Origin of the sequence: Mesorhizobium sp. M9A.F.Ca.ET.002.03.1.2 (genome assembly GCF_003952365.1) — a bacterium.
Classification (GTDB): Bacteria; Pseudomonadota; Alphaproteobacteria; order Rhizobiales; family Rhizobiaceae; genus Mesorhizobium.
The window spans coordinates 816512-833336 of the sequence record NZ_CP034443.1; the positions used below are offsets into that span (position 1 = coordinate 816512).

A 16825-nucleotide genomic window follows, 5' to 3' on the forward strand; every position below is an offset into this window, starting at 1 on the left:
GAAGAGACCATGATCCGGAAGCAAGACCGTCGCCTTCGTGTCGGCGTGCTCGGCTGCGGGCCGATCGCGCAGTTCGCCCATCTTGAATCCTGCGTGAAGGCGAGAAATGCCGACCTTTATGCGATCTGCGATGCCGCTCCAGACCTCTTGGCGCGCATGGGCGCGACCTATGAGCCCGAGAAGATGTATGCCGACTACGACGAGATGCTCGCCGACCCGCAACTGGAGGCAGTGATCGTCGCGACCTCGGACGCCTATCACGTGCCGATGTCGGTCAAGGCGCTGGAGGCCGGCAAGCATGTGCTGTGTGAGAAGCCGATCGGCGTCTCGGTCGAAGAGGGCGAGATGCTCGCCGACGCGGTCAAACGCTCCGGCAAGATGCTGCAGGTCGGCCATATGAAGCGCTTCGACCCGGCGCTGGAAGCGGCGCGCGATTTCGTCCGCGACGAGATGGGCGAGATTCTGGCACTGAAGGCCTGGTATTGCGACTCTACCCACCGCTATACCAACACCGACGCGGTCCAGCCGCTGCCGGTCACCAGCAAGCTGGCAAGGAAACCTGGCGGCAATCCGAAGGCCGATCTCCGGCAGTACTTCATGCTGGCGCACGGCTCACACCTCGTCGACACTGCGCGCTTCCTGTGCGGCGAAATCTCAGCCGTGCGTGCCCGCCTCAACGAGCGTTTCGGCGCCTATTGCTGGTTCGTCGAAACCGAATTCGCCAACGGAGCGCTTGGCCATCTCGACCTCACCGTGGCTGTGCGCATGGACTGGCACGAGGGTTTTCAGCTCTATGGCGAGAACGGCTCTGTGGTCGCGAAGACCTTCAATCCCTGGTATTTCCGGGCGAGCGAGGTCGACATCTTCCACGAGAAGGATGCCACATCGCGAAAACCGCTGGGCGCCGACGGCCATTTCTTCAGGCGCCAGCTCGAAGGTCTCGCCGACACGGTCCTCGATGGTGCGCCGCTACGCGGCGCCAATGTCGAGGACGGTCTCGCCTCGATCCGCGCCATGGTGGCGATTGCCCGCTCGGTGGAAACCGGCCAGCGCGTCGAGATCGCCACTGTCACGGGAGCGGTCTGATGCAGGTCGGGGTGTTCGCCAAGACCTTCCCGGGAAGCGAACCGGCCAGCGTGCTGGCAGCGGTCCGCGACGCCGGATTTGCCGTCACCCAGTTCAACCTGGCCTGCGCCGGCCTGCCGTCGATGCCGGATGCGGTGCCGGACGACGCCATCAGCGCCATCGCGGCCGCGTCCGATGCCTCCGGCGTCGCCCTGGTGGTGCTGTCCGGCACCTACAACATGGCCCATCCCAACAAAGCGGTGCGCAATGACGGCCTGCGCCGGCTTGGCGTGGTCATCGAGGCAGCGGCAGCCCTTTCCGTTCCGTTGGTCACCCTGTGCACGGGAACACGCAACGCGGACGACCAGTGGGCGTATCACCCCGACAATGCCGACCCTGAAGCATGGGCCGACATGGCGGACGAGATGGAAAAGGCGCTCCAACTCGCAGAGCGTCACGGCGTCGATCTCGGCATCGAACCCGAACAGGCCAACATCGTCACCTCGGCGTCGGACGCGATGCGCCTCATCGCCGAGATGGGCTCGAAACGGCTGCGCATCGTGCTCGATCCGGCCAACCTGTTCGAGCGGGCGAGCCCCGCCGAAGCACGCGCCATCGTGGCCGCTGCGGTCGAGCACATAGCCGGCCATGTCGCCATGGCCCATGCCAAGGACCGTTTAGCCGATGGCCGCTTCACTACGGCCGGCCGGGGCGTTGTCGACTTTGCGGATTTTGTCGCCCGCCTCAAGGTATCAGGCTTTGACGGGCCGCTGATCACGCACGGGCTTTCGGCCGAGGAAGCGCCCGGGGTTGCCCGTTTCCTGAAGGGGCTGGTCTGATGGCGCGGCTGGCCACTTTGCTTCGCCATGACGCCGCGCTTCAAATTTCCGACGACGGCGACGGGCTTCCCATCGTCTTTCAGCACGGGCTGGGCGGTGGTGAGGCGCAGGTCGCCCAGGCTTTCCCTGTCGACGCAGCCTTTCGACGCATCACGCTGGAATGCCGCGGGCACGGCGCCTCCGGGCTGGGCAGCAGCCGTCCGTTCTCCCTGGGCATGTTCGCCGACGATGTTCTAGCAGCCACCGACCGGGCCGGCCTCGATCGGTTCGTCGCCGGCGGCATTTCCATGGGCGCTGCGATCGCATTGCGCCTCGCCTGCCGTCAGCCGGATCGCGTCGCTGGCCTGCTGCTGGTGCGGCCGGCCTGGATGTTCGAAAGCGCGCCTGACAACATGCGGCCCATCGCCGAGGTCGCCGATCTCATCCTCGATCACGGCCCCGGCAAGGCCAGGGCGATCTTCGAGCAATCGGAAACGGCCGCGCGCCTGAGGCGTGAAGCACCCGACAACCTTGCCTCGCTGTTCGGCTATTTCGACCGGCCGGATGCAGCAGCGTTCGCGCAGATCCTCGCCGACATTGCCGCCGACGGACCGGGCGTTTCCAAGAGCGATGCCGCTGCCCTTGGCATTCCCACTCTGGTCATCGGCAACGCCATGGATGCGGTGCATCCGCTAACGATCGCCCACACACTTGCCGCGGCCATCCCTGGCGCGGCCTTTGCCGAAATCACTCCCAAGGCGCTCGATAGCGACGGGCATTTCGCCGAGCTGCGGGTTGAGATTGCGACCTTCCTTCACGCCAACTTCAACATTCGGAGCCTTGTTCCGTCATGACGACCAAATCCCTGTCCGGCCCCGCTGCCATCGCCGCCTTACCGCGCAACCGGCTGCTCGGCGAGTTTTCCCTGTGGTCGGCCGATCTCGCCAATATGGAGCGCGACCTGCAGCGCATCGACGCTCACGTCGACCTGCATCACATCGACGTCGCGGACGCCCGTTTCACCCCCGGCTTCCTGTTCTTTCCGGATCTGGTGGCGCGGATCGCCAAACTGACGGCACAGCCGATCCATGTGCACCTGATGGTCGAGGCGGAGATCGTCGAGGAGCAGACGCGCCAGTTCATCGAGGCCGGCGCCGATCTCATCAGCGTCCATGCCGAAAACGGCGAAGCCGGCCTGCGCGCCGTGCGGCTGGCGCATGAGCTAGGCGCCGAGGCCGGCGTGGTGCTCAGGCTGGAGACGCCCGTCGTCGCAGTCACCCCCTTTCTGCCCGAAGTGGCATTCGTGACGCTTCTGGGCACATCCATCGGCGTCAAGGGCCAGAGCTTGTCGGATCAGGCCTGCCCTCGCCTGATCGAGGCACGCGCACTGATGAGAAAAGCCGGTCGCGAGGCCGGCATCATCCTGGCTGCCGATGGCGGCATCCGTCACGAGACGGTGCCGCGCTTGCGCGCCGCCGGGGCCGAGACGGTGGTGCTCGGATCGCTGGCATTCGGCGACCCCGACCTTGCGCAACGCATGGCCTGGCTGCATGGGCTGAAGGTCGCCGCCTGATGAGCAAGATTGCGCTTGCCTTCGATCTTGGCGGCACGGAGCTGCGCGGCGCGCTGGTCGAGCGCGGCGGCCGCGTCGCCGCGCGCGTTTCGGCGCCGACGCTGTCCGGCGCGGGATCGGAAGCGGTGATCGGCCAGATTATTACCTTGGCCCGAACCCTGCTGGCGGAGCACCCGCAGGCAAAGGTCGCCGGTATCGGCATGTGTGCGCCGGGGCCGCTCGATCCCAAAGCGGGGATCGTCATCGGCCCGCCGACGCTGGCCGGCTGGCACGACGTGCCGCTGATCGACATTCTCGGCCGGCATTTCGGCCTGCCGGTGCGGCTGGAAAACGACGCCAACGCGGCCGCTCTCGGTGAATGGCGCTTCGGCGCCGGTCAAGGCGCCGGATCGCTGGTCTTCGTCACCGTGTCGACCGGCATTGGCGGCGGGGTCGTCGCCGACGGCCACATCTATCACGGCAGACGCGGGCTTGCCGCCGAGATCGGCCATATGACCATCACCGGCGAAGGCGACCGCTGCTTCTGCGGCGCCGTCGGCTGCTTCGAAGCGGTCGCCTCCGGAACCGCGCTCGGGCGGCGTGCCACGGCGCTGACAGCGCCGGGCGATGGCTCGCTGCTCAGGCGCCTCTCGGCCGACGGCGACGTTTCGGCGAGGCACGTCGTCGAGGCCGCACGCGCCGGCGATGTCAGCGCGCTCGGACTGATCGAGGCGGAAGCCAGGTGGCTCGGAATCGGCTTCACCAACCTGCTTCATCTCTATTCGCCGGACCTGATCGTCATGGGCGGCGGCTTGGCCAATGGTTTCGATCTGCTGGCTCCAGCCATCAGGGCAACCGTCGAGCAGCGAGCCATGCCGGCCTACCGCGACGTACCGATCGTGCCGGCACGGCTCGGCGACCGCGCCGGGCTGATCGGCGCGGCCAGCCTCATTCTCTGGGAAGGCGAACCGGGCGCGCCGCTGGCCATGGCGCAAGACGAGGACAACAAACATGGCGCGACGGAACGCGCCGATGCCAGGGAGGCAGGCCATGGCTGAGCTCAAGCTGCGCGGTGCGCGCAAGTCCTACGGATCTGTCGAGATCATCAAGGGGATCGATCTCGACGTCGAGGACCGCGAATTCGTGGTCTTCGTCGGCCCGTCCGGCTGCGGCAAGTCCACACTGCTGCGCATGATCGCCGGCCTGGAGAAGATCACCGCCGGCGACCTTCTCATCGATGGCGTGCGCGCCAACGACATCGATCCGTCCGAGCGCGGGCTTGCCATGGTGTTCCAGTCCTACGCGCTCTATCCGCATATGACGGTGGCCGAGAACATGGGCTTTGCGCTGAAGATCGCCGGCATTTCCACCGCGGAAAAGGAACGCAAGGTGCGAGAGGCCGCCGAGGTGCTGCAGCTTTCGCATCTTCTCGACCGGCGGCCGAAGGCGCTTTCGGGCGGCCAGCGCCAGCGTGTCGCCATCGGCCGCGCCATCGTGCGCAATCCCAAAGTGTTCCTGTTCGACGAGCCGTTGTCCAATCTCGACGCAGCCTTGCGGGTCAGCATGCGGCTCGAGCTGATGCGCCTGCACGAACATCTGGCCGCAACCATGATCTATGTCACCCACGACCAGACCGAGGCCATGACTATGGCCGACAAGATCGTGGTGCTGAACGGCGGCTCGATCGAGCAGGTCGGCTCGCCGCTCGAACTCTACAACAGGCCGGCAAACATTTTCGTCGCCGGCTTCATCGGTTCACCGAAGATGAACCTGCTGACGCTGAAGTTGGCCTCGACCGGCCCCGAAGGCGTCACTGTAACCTTGCCGGACGGTCAGGCGCTTACCGTGCCGGTCGCAGCGGGCGCAACCAAACCGGGTGACGGGCTACTGCTCGGCATGCGACCGGAGCATCTCCGCATCTCGGCCAACGGACGGTTCAAGGGGCAAGCCGTGCTGGCGGAGCGGCTGGGCAGCCTGACCATCCTGCATGTCGAGATTGCACCCGACATCACGCTGGTCGTCCAGGCCGAAGGCGGCGACAGGACGCCGCTGCACAGCCCGATCGCGCTCGACATTTCTCCCTCGGTTTGCCACCTGTTTCACCCGGATGGCCCGGCATTGGCGCCGCTGCACCCGGCCTGAGTTTCCGTAGCACGGCAGAAACGCCCTTCCTTCGTCATTCCAGGGCGGAGCAGGAGGAAGCGACGTCGCGAAGACCCTAGAATCCATGCCGTGACATCGAAGCGTCACGGCGGCGCGGAATGAATGCCGGCGTGTCTGCCGCCGATGTCCCGCAAGGTTCTGTATCGCTGAAGCGTTTGGAGGGAACGGCAGGATCCTCGGGTCTGCGCGTCCGCTTCCTCCCGCTCCCGAGGACGAAGAAAACGGCGCTGTGCCCCCAATCCATGCCGCACCGCAGCACATCAAAAGCCGCTGCACACCATTTTAATTCTTGACGCGTGTCAAATTTTTCTAAAACATGCGCAAAAGCTGACAGGCATCGGTCAGCGCTCTGGGAGGAGAAATGCCTGACACGAAAAACGGCCCCAACCGGGTCCTGAATCTGCAAGCCGCACGGCGGTCGACGATCTGTCTGCGGTCGCAAGCGTCGGGTTGGCCGGGCCGCACAGGCATTCCGTTCGTCGAGAAACGAGCAGATACGACGCAACCGACAATTAGGAGGAGGACGAAACATGCGCATGTTCAATGGCCTGACGCTGGGCGCAGGTCTGCTTGCAACCGTGATTTCAATGCCGGCCCATGCCGAAGACGCGGCGAAGGTCGCTGCCATCGTCAAGGGCCTCGACAATCCGTTCTTCCAGTACATGCAGAAGGGCATCGAAGAGCAGGCCAAGGCCGACGGTGTCGGCGTCACTGTCCAGGCTGCCGCCAACATGGGCGACGCAACCGGACAGGCCGATCGCCTGACCGCCATGGCCATGCAGGATTTCGATTGCTATCTGGTCAATCCGATCAGCGTCTCCAACCTCGTCCAGGCGCTTGTTCCCGTCGCCCAGAAGAACAAGCCGATCGTCAACATCGACAGCACCATCGACGCCGAGCAGGCCAAGGCCGCGGGCTTCGCCATCTCGACCTATATCGGTACCGACAACGTCGCCGCCGGCGCGCTGGCCGGCGAGGAGATGCTGAAGCTGGTTCCGAACGGCTCCAAGGTCGCCCTGGTGGCCGGTATCGTCGGCGACGTCGGCAGCAACGCCCGTATCAAAGGCTTCAAGCAGGCCGTCGAAGGCAAGCTCGAAGTCGTGGTGATGGTCAGTGCCGACTGGGACCGTGAGAAGGCGCTCACCGCGGCCACCGATATCCTGGCCGCGCATCCCGATCTCGCCGGCTTCTTCGCCGCCAACGACATCATGGCGCTCGGCGTCGGGCGCGCAGTGCAAACCTCGGGCAAGGACGTCAAGGTGATTGGCCTCGACGGCATCGTCGATGCGCTGAAATCGGTCGCGGCCGGCGAACTCTCCGCCACCGTCGCCCAGTATCCCTATGTCGTCGGCGCCATGGGCGTGGAGGCCTGCAAGGCGGCGGCCATAGGCAAGGAGCTGCCCGCCAATGTGCCGGCGCCGGTGCTCCTGATCAACAAGGACAATGCCGAAGCCTCGCTGAAGAACTTCCCGCGCCCGGGCGGCGACTATCCCGATCCCTTCCGCGAGATGCTGAAGTGAGCATTCCCAGTCAAAACGCGCCCGTGCCTGCCGCGGGCGCGGCGGAGGAGAGCCGCCCCTCCCTGTCGGCTCTCCTCCTGGATCCTTCCTTCTGGGCCGACTGGGCATCGGTCGTCGGCCTTGTCGGCCTCGTCATCGTCTTCGGCATCGCCCAGCCGGTCTTTCTCAGCATCGCCAATTTGCAGGCCCTGCTCTTGGCAGCAGCGATCCTGGTCGTGCTGTCGATCGGCCAGACCTTCGTCGTGGCGACCGCCGGCATCGACCTCTCGCTGGCTGCCGCGGTCATGTTTGGCGCCATCATCCTCGGCCTCGTCAACGCCGCCGGCTGGGGCATCTTCCTCGCCTGTATGCTGGCTGTTCTTGCCACCAGCGCGGTGGGTTTCCTCAACGGCGTCCTGATTACCGCCGGCAAAATTCCAGACTTCGTGGTGACGCTCGGCACGCTCTCGGGCATCACCGGGCTCGGCCTCATCCTGTCGGGCGGCGAGCCGACGATGGTCGGCTCCACCTTCCTGCTCAAGCTAGCCTCCGGCTCCTTCGGACCGTTCGGCTATCCCGTCTGGGTCGCGATCGCAGCGGTCATCGTCGCGCATATCGCGCTCTACCACACCCGCTTCGGCGTGCATCTGCTGGCCACCGGCGGCCAGGTCGAAAGCGCCGGCGCGCTCGGCATCCGCACCAACCGGGTCAAGATCGCCGCCTACACGATATCAGGATTCTGCGCCGGCATCGCCGCGCTGCTTCTGGTGGCGCGCATCGGCTCGGCCGAACCGCAGATCAACACCAGCCTGCTGCTCAATTCGGTGGCGGCAGTCGTCTTGGGAGGCGTCAGCCTGTTTGGCGGACGCGCCAGCATTCTTGGGCCGGCAATCGGGGCGCTGATGCTCACCGCGCTCGTCAATGGACTGACCCTGCTCAGCGTTTCGGCCTTCTACCAACCGCTCGCCGTGGGCGCCATCGTGGTGCTGGCCGCCCTGATCATGCGGTACCAGAAATGAGCGCCGTCGATCGCATCCCGTCGTCCGACGCGATCCTCGCCTGCGAAGGACTGAGCAAGCATTTCGGCGGCATCCGGGCCTTCACCGACGTCGCCTTCCAGGCCCGCCGCGGCGAAGTCACCGCGGTGATCGGCGACAACGGCGCCGGCAAGTCGACGCTGATACGCTGCCTGGTCGGCGTGCATGTGCCGGATGCCGGAGAGATCTTCTTCGACGGCCGGCCGCACCCCTTCGCCAATCCCGACGAGGCACGCAAGGCCGGCATCGAAACGGTGCACCAGAACCTGGCGCTGATCGACGAATTGACCGTTGCCCAGAACCTGTTCCTCAACCGCGAGATCGTGCGCCGGATCGGCCCCTTCGCTCTGCTCGATCGGGCCGCCATGAAGCAGCAGGCTCGCGCCATGTTGTCACGCCTGTCGATCAATATGCCTTCGGTCAACCAGCGCGTGCGGCGCCTGTCAGGCGGGCAGCGGCAGGCGATCTCGATCTGCCGCGCGGCAGGTTCCGGCGCCAAGCTGGTGGTGATGGACGAGCCGACGGCAGCGCTCGGCGTGCAGGAGACGGCCAATGTCGAAGCCCTGATCCGGCGCCTGCGCGAGCAGGAGGTGAGCGTCATCCTGGTCAGCCACAATTTCGATCAGGTGCGGCGGCTGTCCGACCAGATCTGGGTGATGCGGGCGGGTCGGATGGTGGCGACGGTGCGTTCGTCGCAGACATCAGGCAACGAACTCGTCGCGCTCGTCACCGGCGCGGCATAGAAACGATACGGCTCGTTTCGATTGAACGATTGGAAAGGGAGTTGCAGTGGCGGTGATCCGTGTCGGACTTGTGGGACTTGGAGAGGTCGCTCAGTCGATCCATCTGCCGGTGCTGAGCGATCAGCGTGACCGCTGGCTGATCGCTGGCGTCTATGACGTTTCGCCGAGCCTCGTGGCTTTGTGCCGCTCCGAATATCCAACTGCCGCAGCCTTCGATTCAGCCGAGGCGCTGATCAATTCGCCGGATATCGACGCGGTTTTCATCCTCTCATCCGACGAGACCCACAGCCGCTTCGTGCGTGCCGCCGTCCATGCGAACAAGCATGTGCTGCTGGAGAAACCCGCTTGCTTGACGGTGCGCGAGATCGACGAGCTTCTGGCGCTGACGCCGAACTACGCCAAGACGATCTTCGTCGGTTATATGCGCCGCTATGCTCCTGCCTATCTGGCGGCGATAGAGGAACTGCCTGATTTCGCCGACATCACCCATGTCCGCATCTTCGATCTGATTTCCGAAGGCCGGCATTTCCTGAAAAAGAGCCAGAACATCCTTTATCCCAGGGATATCGACCCGGCGCTGCTGGAGCGTGGCGCCAAGGAGCGCGACATGCTTATACGTGAAGTGGTGGGCACCGATGCACCGGCCGATCTGGTGCGCGCCTATCGCGGGCTGACGGCCCTCTCCTCCCACCACATCTCCGCCATGCGGGGACTGCTCGGCGAACCGGTTCGCGTGCTCGCTGCGCACCGTACCAATGGCGGCGTCAACACCAGCGTAACCTTCGACTATGGACATTTCGCCTGCTGCTACGACGCGGTCGTCGACGATCTCGGCCTGTTCGACGCCATGATCGAGGTGCGCTCGAGCACCAAAAGGATCCGCATCATCTACGACACGCCCTATATCCGCAGCCTGCCGACGCAGCTCGAAGTGACGGAAGCCGGACCGCTTGGCCCGGTGACCAGGACCTTCGGGCCGCTCTATGGCGATGCCTTCTCGAATGAACTTGAAACCTTCCACCGCCACATCACGGACGGCACCAGGCCGCTGACGGACCTGGCCGATTCGCGCCGCGACCTGGCGCTGATGGCCGAGATCATCGAGCGGATGAAGGAGACTGACGGCCGCTGAGGCTAAGCCGGCATTCGCGGGTTGCCCCACGAATGCCCGCTTAGATTCCTTTGTTTGTCGCAGGTTCTCATCGCAAAACCGTGGGACACTTTTGCGGAACCTGCTTAGCTACTTCCCGCAATGGTGATCGTTGATCTTGTTCAGCGCATTCGCGTCCGGCCCTGTCCGATGATAGGAGCAGGCTCCGGCGGCCGTCGTGACCAATTGCTGGTCATAGTAGCGCGGGCCGCCGAACAGGACGTCGATGATATCGCCATCGGCGGGAACATAGCGTTCGGATTGAACCCGGGGGTCGCGGTGCCGGTTGTCGCGGTGCTTGTCGCCCGCGAAGGCCGAGGCCGATATGCTGCAGCCTATCGCGAGAGCGAGCGCGCGGATCGCAAAGCGTTTTGTCGTCATCGGCAATCCCCTTCTGCCGTTCAACTCTCACAATACATCCAAAATCGCCAGCCGGGCAAAAGTTCCCTGAGCGGCCTCCAAACATTTGAGACGCCACAAAGTCCTGCCCTCTTGGCCGCGCAGTTTGGCGGGACTGATCCTTTAACGCCGGTTATGAGAGCTGCCATTATTGCCGGTCGTTTACAGCCCCTTGTCACCCGCCATCTGGTAGGCCGCCCAGAACACGGCCAGGGCGGCGATCTGCCCAAGCGCAACGGCCGGCCAAATCTTGTCGATCGCGGGATCGATCCACTTCTGCGGCCCAAATGAAATCAACGCCAGGATGGCGGCAAGGATTGATAAGAACATCCCCTCACGCTTCACCGCACCGCTTCTGAGAAACAACGCCGCACAGGCGACGGCAATCGCTGCCGACAAAAATGGGGCGAGGCCAAACAGCGGGATCGAGAGCGGCGGATGAGGTTCTGTTCGCGTGAACAGCGAACACAGCATGAGGAGTTGCAACACGATCAAAATAATCAAAGCGGCCGAGCCATAGCGTTTCGCACCGACTGTTTTCATGTCATCGTCCTCTTGATACACGAATGTACGATTTGATCGAACAGTACATGTATGTACACTTTTGTCAATGCATCCGGGAGTGGCAGGTGAAGGCGGAAAGACGAGAACGGAGAAAACGCGAGATTATGGAAGTCGCCTATACGCTGCTTTCGACGAGCGGCTTCAAAGCAACGTCCATGCTGTCCATTGCAAAGCAGGCCGGCACCTCAAACGGCACCCTCTACGCATGGTTCGGCTCCAAGGAGGGCCTCTTTGCGGCGATGGTCGAGGAGAATGCAAGCGGGGCAGCCCAGCTCCTTCGGGCGTCGCTGCAAGATGACGCCGATCTTGGCGTGACCCTGGAGCGATTTGGCCACGTTCTTTTGCGTATGGTAACCGGCGAAAAAGCCATTCTGATCAACCGGGCGGCGGCAGAAGACGCAGCCAAGACAGGGCTCATCGGCAAGGCCTTGGCTCACGCGGGGCGGGACGCGATTGTATCCTTGCTGACGGCCATTTTGGAGAAGGGCCGGGAAAACGGTGTCCTTGCTTTCGACGACGTGGGTGTCGTGACGGAAACCTACATTGGACTGCTGATCGGCGATCTGCAGATACGCCGTGCGATCGGCGCGATTTCCGAACCTGACGACGCAGCAATTGTTCTACGCGCTGAACGGGCGAAGAAGTACCTGTTGGCTTTGTTCGGCACAAAGTAGCGAACTTGCTGGCCGCATCCACCCGCGGTCAAGCCCGAGGGCATGCTTATCCCGCAATCTCCAGCAAGGAGGATACCAGCAGCCGACGTTCGTCCTGTGAAAGGACATCCGAGTCGAAAAGGTTCATACTGCGAAGCCCTTCGATGGCGAGATAGCAGATCAGCAGCGCCTTGAGGTCCGGCGTCTCTTCCTTGAGCCGCTCGAAAACCTGCCGCCTGAACGATTTTATCGGCGTCAGGAAATCGGGATCCTCGGCGATCGCCGAAAATATCCAGGAGGCCGACGGTTTCGATTCCTCGGCATGTTCGGCCGAAAGCTTGATATAGGTCGCAAGCGGGCTTTCGCTGCTGACGCCGGCTGTGCGGGCGGACTCCAGCGCCTGCTCGAAGGCGCGCAGGTAGTCCTCCACCAGCGCCTGCATCAGTTTCGCCTTGGTCGGGAAATTGTACAACAAGCCGCCTTTCGACACGCCAGCACGGCTGGCGATGGCGTCCAGCGACAGGCTGCCTGGTCCTGTCTCGCGTGCCACATCGGCGGCGGCGGCGAGTATCCTTTCGCGCGAATTTGCTCTGCGAGCTTTCATCAATCCCTCTCAATACATTAGCCTAGACCCAATTGACAAGACCGTCCAGACGGTACAGTAAGACCGCCATCATTTGAAATCGGGACCTGGCATGGATATGTGTTCCGATACCCGACCGTTACACCGGTCGCCGGCCGAGGGGATTGTTTGTGATCAAGCGCTTCATCATCGCCTTCATTCTGCTCGTACTGGTGTGCGGCGGCATCATCGGTTTCAATCTGTTCCGCGACAATGCGATCCAGCAATTCTTCGCTACGATGAAGCCGCCGGCTGCGACCGTGTCGACGACAATCGTCAAGCCAACGGACTGGACGCCGGGCGTCGAGGCGATCGGCACGGTCAGCGCGGTCAGCGGCGTCGATCTGACCGTCGAAACCGCCGGCATCGTCAAGGACATCCTGTTTCATGCCAATCAGAAGGTTGGAGCCGACGCGGTTCTCCTTCAGCTCGACGATGCCGTCGAACGCGCCGACCTCGAGGCGGCGAGGGCGCAAGCCGCGCTCGACCAGACGGCGCAGGCGCGCGCCATCGAACTGCAGCGACGCGGCGTCGGCTCGGATGTGACGCTTGACACGGCGCGGGCGACGGCCACGGCCTCCGCCTCGCAGGTGACAAAATTGCAAGCGGTGCTCGACCAGAAGCAGTTGACAGCGCCCTTTGGCGGCACAGTGGGCATTCCCAGGATCGATCTCGGCCAGTATCTCACACCCGGCACTTCCGTGGTAACCCTGCAGGATCTGGAGACGATGCGGGTCGATTTCTCGATCCCCGAACAGCAGCTTCCGCTGCTGAAGATCGACCAGACGGTGCGGCTGGGCATCGGCGACGGCGAGATGCCGTTCGCCGGCGCCATCCGCGGTATCGACCCCAAGATCGACCCAACCAGCCGGCTGGTGACGATCAGGGCCGAGGTCGCCAATCCCGAAGGCAAGCTGACCCCTGGCCAGTTCGTGCAGGTGCGCGTCGAATTGCCCGAGGAAAACAACGTACTGACGGTGCCGCAGACCGCGCTGACCTCCAGCCTCTATGGCGATTTCGTCTTCGTGGTGCGCCCGGCGAAGCCGGCCGCAGCCAATGGCGCCGCCCCTGCTGCTGCGGCGACGCCGGAAGAAAAGCCCGCCACGGATGCCGTGAAACCCGCAGCGGAAGCGCCCGCGGCAAAACCCGAGGAAAAGCCAGCTGCCGCCGCCGCCGAACCGGCAGCGGAAGAACAGAAACCGCAGCTCGTGCTCGCCCAGGTGTTCGTCAAGCCCGGCCGCCGCAACGCCGGCCTGGTTGAGATCCTGGAAGGCATCGCGCCCGGCGACGAAGTCGTCACCGCCGGCCAGAACCGGCTCTCCAACGGTATGTCCGTTGCTGTCGACAACACGATCGACCCGACCAAGCCGGCGAACCAGCAGGCGGCCCAGCAATGAGCTTTTCCGACATCTTCATCCGCCGTCCGGTCCTTTCGACCGTGCTCGCCTTGATGATCCTGCTTCTGGGTTTCCAGGGCATCTTCAACCTTTCGATCCGGCAGTATCCGGAGGTTGAAGAAACGGCCATCACGATCACCACGGCCTATCCCGGCGCCAGCGCCGACCTGATCCAGGGGTTCATTTCCGCGCCGATCGCCCGTGCCGTCGCTTCGACCGAAAACATCGATTATGTCACGTCGGCGAGCCGGCCGTCCTCCAGCACCGTGACGGTGCAGATGAAACTCGGCTCCGACCCCGACATCGCGCTGAACGAGGTCTTGTCGAAGGTACAAGGCGTACGCGGCGATCTGCCGGACGAGGCCGAGGACCCGGTGATCGTCAAGGGCACCGGCGATCAGTTCGCGATGATGTATATCTCGATGCAGAATCCGAACATGACGCCGGAACAGCTCACCGAATATATCGAGCGCGTCGTGCGGCCGCGCATGTCGACGGTCGAGGGTGTCGCCGATGTGCAGATCTTCGGCGCCGCCGAATATTCGATGCGCGTCTGGATCGACCCGATCAAACTGGCGGCGCGCGGCGTGACGGCGGCGGAAGTGCTGACCGCCATCAATGAGTCGAATTTCCTCTCCGCCCCCGGCAACACCGAAAACGAATATGTGGTTTCCTCGATCACCGTGCGCTCGACGCTGCAGACGCCGGAGGCTTTCGCCGCCCTTCCGCTCCGCTCGAACGACGGTAATGTAGTGAGACTGCGCGACGTGGCGCGCGTCGAACTCGGCGCGGCGAACACCGACACCAGGGTCACTTTCAACGGCAAGCCCGGCATCTTTCTCGCCATCTTCCCGACGCCGGCCGCCAATCCACTGTCGACAGCGCAGGCGATCCACGACATCGTGCCGACGATCCAGGAGACGCTGCCGCTCGGCATGACGATCGAGATCGTCTACGATTCGACCGAGCAGATCAGCGCGTCGATCGAGGAGGTGTTCAAGACCATCGGCGAGGCGGTCGCCATCGTCATCGTCGTCATCCTGCTCTTCCTCGGCTCTTTCCGCTCGGTGCTGATGCCGATCGTGACCATTCCGCTGTCGCTGATCGGCGTCTGCTTCCTGCTGTTTTCGGTGGGCTATTCGATCAACCTTTTGTCGTTGCTGGCCATGGTGCTGGCGATCGGCCTCGTCGTCGACGACGCCATCGTGGTGGTGGAGAACATTCACCGCCACATGGAAGAAGAAGGCATGTCGGCGATGCAGGCGGCGTTCAACGGCATGCGCGAGATCTCGTCCGCCGTCGTCGCCATGACGATAACGCTGGCCGCCGTGTTCGCGCCGCTGGCCTTCACCGGCGGCCTGACCGGCGCATTGTTTCGCGAATTCGCGATGACGCTTGCCGGCTCGGTTGTGCTTTCGGGTGTCGTCGCCCTCACAATCACGCCGATGATGTCGGCGCGCATCCTGAAGGCCGGTTCGCACAGCCGCTTCCAGCGCATTGTCGACAACACGTTCGGGCGCGTCGAAAACGTCTATGAGCGGCTGGTCAGCGGCTCGTTGAAATATCGCCCGGTGACGCTGATGATCGTCATCGCACTGGTCGCCACCACCGGCTTCATGTTCACCAAGACCTCAAGTGAACTGGCGCCGGAAGAGGACCAGGGTTTCCTGCTTTCGCTGGTGACCGCGCCGCGCTACGCGACGTCGGACTATACCGAGACCTATGTGAACCAGATTCTCGGGCTGGTGAACGATATCCCCGAAACCAGGGCACGGTTCTCGGCGGTCGCCTTCGGCGGCGGCCAGACGAACAGTGCTTTCGTCGGCTTCGCGTTCAAGGACTGGGCCGAGCGTACGCGCAGTTCGAAGCAACTTCAGGAGGACATCACGGGTCGCCTTGCCAAGGTGGCGGGCGTCGAGGCTTTCGTCTTCGCACCCCCGACGCTGCCCGGCTCCGGCGGCGGCTTGCCGATAACGATGGTCGTGCGCTCCACCGGCGACGCCTCCCAGGTGTATGAGGCGGCCGAGGAGATCAAGAACAAGGCGCAGGCCTCCGGCCGCTTCTTGGTCGTGCAGAATTCGATGACCTTCGACGCGCCGCAAGTGACGGTGACGATCGACCGCGACCGCGCGGCGGCGCTCAACCTGCCGATCGCCGACATCGGCCGGACGCTGACCCTCTTGGTCGGCGGCAACAAGGTGGCGCAATTCGATCGTGAATCCAACAGCTACGACATCATCCCGCAGGTGCCGCAGAACTTCCGCGACAACCCCGAAAAGCTGGCCGAGTATTTCGTGCGCAGCGCGTCGGGCGAGATGGTGCCGCTCTCGGCGGTGGTAAAGATTTCGACCAATGCCTCGCCGGCCGCAATCGAGCAGTTCAACCAGTTGAACTCAGCCACGATTTCCGCTCTGCCATTGCCCACCGTCACCACCGGCGAGGGGCTGAAGACCATCGAGGATCTCGCCAGGGAGAGCCTGCCCGAGACGTTCTTCATCGACTATACCGGCCAGTCCAGGCAGGAGAAGGAGCAGGGCAACACGATCCTCATCGCCTTCGCTGCGGCCGTCCTCGTCATCTATCTGGTGCTGGCGGCGCAGTTCGAAAGCTTCCGCGATCCGTTTATCATCATGATGTCGGTGCCGCTGTCGATCTTCGGCGCGATCGTGCCGCTCAATCTGGGGCTGGGAACGCTCAACATCTACACACAGGTCGGTCTGATCACGCTGATCGGCCTGATCACCAAGCACGGCATTCTTCTGGTCGAGTTCGCCAACCAGCAGCGCGAGCTCCACGGGATGCGCCGACGCGATGCGATCATCGCCTCGGCCAAGGTGCGGCTGCGGCCGATCCTGATGACGACGGCGGCGATGGCGCTCGGCGTGGTGCCGCTGATCATCTCCAGCGGCGCCGGCGCCGCGGCGCGCTATTCGATGGGCCTGGTGATCTTCACCGGCATTCTGGTGGGAACTATGTTCACCCTGTTCGTGGTGCCGATGTTCTACACCTTCATCGCCAGCAAGGACCTGCCGCATCACGCCGAGAAGCCGGACCCGAAGCTGATGCCGGTGGTGCAGGACTGATAGCAAAAAGGCCGGAAATTCCGGCCTTTTTCATAATGTTGAAGCACAGCATTCCGCCGATGTCGGTCACGACCACTTCA

General features: G+C 63.7%; 16 protein-coding genes. 13 read left to right on the top strand and 3 right to left on the bottom strand.

The features are described from left to right. Positions 1–9 precede the first annotated feature (9 nt). The 10 genes from EJ066_RS04065 (at position 10) to EJ066_RS04110 (ending at position 10009) form a co-directional block, all read left to right on the top strand. Positions 10–1086, top strand: coding sequence for a Gfo/Idh/MocA family oxidoreductase (locus EJ066_RS04065; RefSeq protein WP_126035134.1), 1077 nt, complete (start codon positions 10–12; stop codon positions 1084–1086). Then, complete coding sequence (locus EJ066_RS04070; RefSeq protein ID WP_126035136.1) at positions 1086–1904, top strand: sugar phosphate isomerase/epimerase; 819 nt, start codon at positions 1086–1088, stop codon at positions 1902–1904. Before EJ066_RS04065 ends, EJ066_RS04070 begins: the two co-directional genes overlap by 1 nt. After that, entirely contained in the window at positions 1904–2737 is an 834-nt protein-coding gene (locus EJ066_RS04075) for an alpha/beta hydrolase (protein WP_126035138.1), read from the top strand. Before EJ066_RS04070 ends, EJ066_RS04075 begins: the two co-directional genes overlap by 1 nt. Then, complete coding sequence (locus EJ066_RS04080) at positions 2734–3456, top strand: ribulose-phosphate 3-epimerase (RefSeq protein WP_126035140.1); 723 nt, start codon at positions 2734–2736, stop codon at positions 3454–3456. Before EJ066_RS04075 ends, EJ066_RS04080 begins: the two co-directional genes overlap by 4 nt. Then, entirely contained in the window at positions 3456–4493 is a 1038-nt protein-coding gene (locus tag EJ066_RS04085; protein WP_126035142.1) for an ROK family protein, read from the top strand. The genes EJ066_RS04080 and EJ066_RS04085 overlap by 1 nt, the downstream gene beginning before the upstream one ends. Beyond that, the gene (ugpC, locus tag EJ066_RS04090; protein ID WP_126035145.1) at positions 4486–5577 is read left to right on the top strand and encodes a sn-glycerol-3-phosphate ABC transporter ATP-binding protein UgpC; all 1092 of its coding nucleotides are present in this window, start codon (positions 4486–4488) and stop codon (positions 5575–5577) included. Before EJ066_RS04085 ends, ugpC begins: the two co-directional genes overlap by 8 nt. A gap of 551 nt (positions 5578–6128) precedes the next feature. Beyond that, entirely contained in the window at positions 6129–7118 is a 990-nt protein-coding gene (locus tag EJ066_RS04095; protein WP_126035147.1) for a substrate-binding domain-containing protein, read from the top strand. Next, the gene (locus EJ066_RS04100) at positions 7115–8116 is read left to right on the top strand and encodes an ABC transporter permease (protein WP_126035150.1); all 1002 of its coding nucleotides are present in this window, start codon (positions 7115–7117) and stop codon (positions 8114–8116) included. The genes EJ066_RS04095 and EJ066_RS04100 overlap by 4 nt, the downstream gene beginning before the upstream one ends. After that, positions 8113–8877, top strand: a complete 765-nt coding sequence (locus EJ066_RS04105; RefSeq protein ID WP_126035152.1) for an ATP-binding cassette domain-containing protein — start codon at positions 8113–8115, stop codon at positions 8875–8877. Before EJ066_RS04100 ends, EJ066_RS04105 begins: the two co-directional genes overlap by 4 nt. A gap of 46 nt (positions 8878–8923) precedes the next feature. Then, the gene (locus EJ066_RS04110) at positions 8924–10009 is read left to right on the top strand and encodes a Gfo/Idh/MocA family oxidoreductase (protein WP_126035154.1); all 1086 of its coding nucleotides are present in this window, start codon (positions 8924–8926) and stop codon (positions 10007–10009) included. Positions 10010–10117: 108 nt separating this feature from the next. On the opposite strand, the gene EJ066_RS04115 is transcribed toward EJ066_RS04110, so the two are convergent. Continuing rightward, on the bottom strand, positions 10118–10408 hold the full coding sequence (locus EJ066_RS04115; protein WP_126035156.1) for a hypothetical protein: 291 nt from the start codon (positions 10406–10408) through the stop codon (positions 10118–10120). Between the two features lie 180 nt (positions 10409–10588). Next, entirely contained in the window at positions 10589–10969 is a 381-nt protein-coding gene (locus tag EJ066_RS04120) for a hypothetical protein (RefSeq protein WP_126035158.1), read from the bottom strand. A gap of 23 nt (positions 10970–10992) precedes the next feature. Between EJ066_RS04120 and EJ066_RS04125 the strand changes: the two genes are divergently transcribed. After that, complete coding sequence (locus EJ066_RS04125) at positions 10993–11664, top strand: TetR/AcrR family transcriptional regulator (protein ID WP_126035160.1); 672 nt, start codon at positions 10993–10995, stop codon at positions 11662–11664. A gap of 46 nt (positions 11665–11710) precedes the next feature. Here EJ066_RS04125 and EJ066_RS04130 read toward each other — a convergent pair whose 3' ends face one another. Further along, the gene (locus EJ066_RS04130) at positions 11711–12247 is read right to left on the bottom strand and encodes a TetR/AcrR family transcriptional regulator (RefSeq protein WP_126035162.1); all 537 of its coding nucleotides are present in this window, start codon (positions 12245–12247) and stop codon (positions 11711–11713) included. Positions 12248–12390: 143 nt separating this feature from the next. Here EJ066_RS04130 and EJ066_RS04135 point away from each other — a divergent pair, with 143 nt between their 5' ends. Both EJ066_RS04135 and EJ066_RS04140 read left to right on the top strand, forming a co-directional pair. Then, a complete protein-coding gene (locus tag EJ066_RS04135; RefSeq protein ID WP_126035164.1) occupies positions 12391–13662 on the top strand; it encodes an efflux RND transporter periplasmic adaptor subunit in 1272 nt (423 codons plus the stop codon). Then, positions 13659–16745 carry an efflux RND transporter permease subunit gene (locus EJ066_RS04140; RefSeq protein WP_126035165.1) on the top strand — a complete coding sequence of 1029 codons (3087 nt, stop codon included), beginning with the start codon at positions 13659–13661 and terminating at the stop codon, positions 16743–16745. Before EJ066_RS04135 ends, EJ066_RS04140 begins: the two co-directional genes overlap by 4 nt. Positions 16746–16825: the final 80 nt, after the last annotated feature.

Excerpts from the sequence above, each read along its gene's own strand:
- EJ066_RS04065 (WP_126035134.1), top strand. The coding sequence starts at position 10 with ATGATCCGGAAGCAAGACCGTCGCCTTCGTGTCGGCGTGCTCGGCTGC.
- EJ066_RS04070 (WP_126035136.1), top strand. The coding sequence starts at position 1,086 with ATGCAGGTCGGGGTGTTCGCCAAGACCTTCCCGGGAAGCGAACCGGCC.
- EJ066_RS04075 (WP_126035138.1), top strand. The coding sequence starts at position 1,904 with ATGGCGCGGCTGGCCACTTTGCTTCGCCATGACGCCGCGCTTCAAATT.
- EJ066_RS04080 (WP_126035140.1), top strand. The coding sequence starts at position 2,734 with ATGACGACCAAATCCCTGTCCGGCCCCGCTGCCATCGCCGCCTTACCG.
- EJ066_RS04085 (WP_126035142.1), top strand. The coding sequence starts at position 3,456 with ATGAGCAAGATTGCGCTTGCCTTCGATCTTGGCGGCACGGAGCTGCGC.
- ugpC (WP_126035145.1), top strand. The coding sequence starts at position 4,486 with ATGGCTGAGCTCAAGCTGCGCGGTGCGCGCAAGTCCTACGGATCTGTC.
- EJ066_RS04095 (WP_126035147.1), top strand. The coding sequence starts at position 6,129 with ATGCGCATGTTCAATGGCCTGACGCTGGGCGCAGGTCTGCTTGCAACC.
- EJ066_RS04105 (WP_126035152.1), top strand. The coding sequence starts at position 8,113 with ATGAGCGCCGTCGATCGCATCCCGTCGTCCGACGCGATCCTCGCCTGC.
- EJ066_RS04115 (WP_126035156.1), bottom strand. The coding sequence starts at position 10,408 with ATGACGACAAAACGCTTTGCGATCCGCGCGCTCGCTCTCGCGATAGGC.
- EJ066_RS04120 (WP_126035158.1), bottom strand. The coding sequence starts at position 10,969 with ATGAAAACAGTCGGTGCGAAACGCTATGGCTCGGCCGCTTTGATTATT.
- EJ066_RS04125 (WP_126035160.1), top strand. The coding sequence starts at position 10,993 with ATGTACGATTTGATCGAACAGTACATGTATGTACACTTTTGTCAATGC.
- EJ066_RS04130 (WP_126035162.1), bottom strand. The coding sequence starts at position 12,247 with ATGAAAGCTCGCAGAGCAAATTCGCGCGAAAGGATACTCGCCGCCGCC.
- EJ066_RS04140 (WP_126035165.1), top strand. The coding sequence starts at position 13,659 with ATGAGCTTTTCCGACATCTTCATCCGCCGTCCGGTCCTTTCGACCGTG.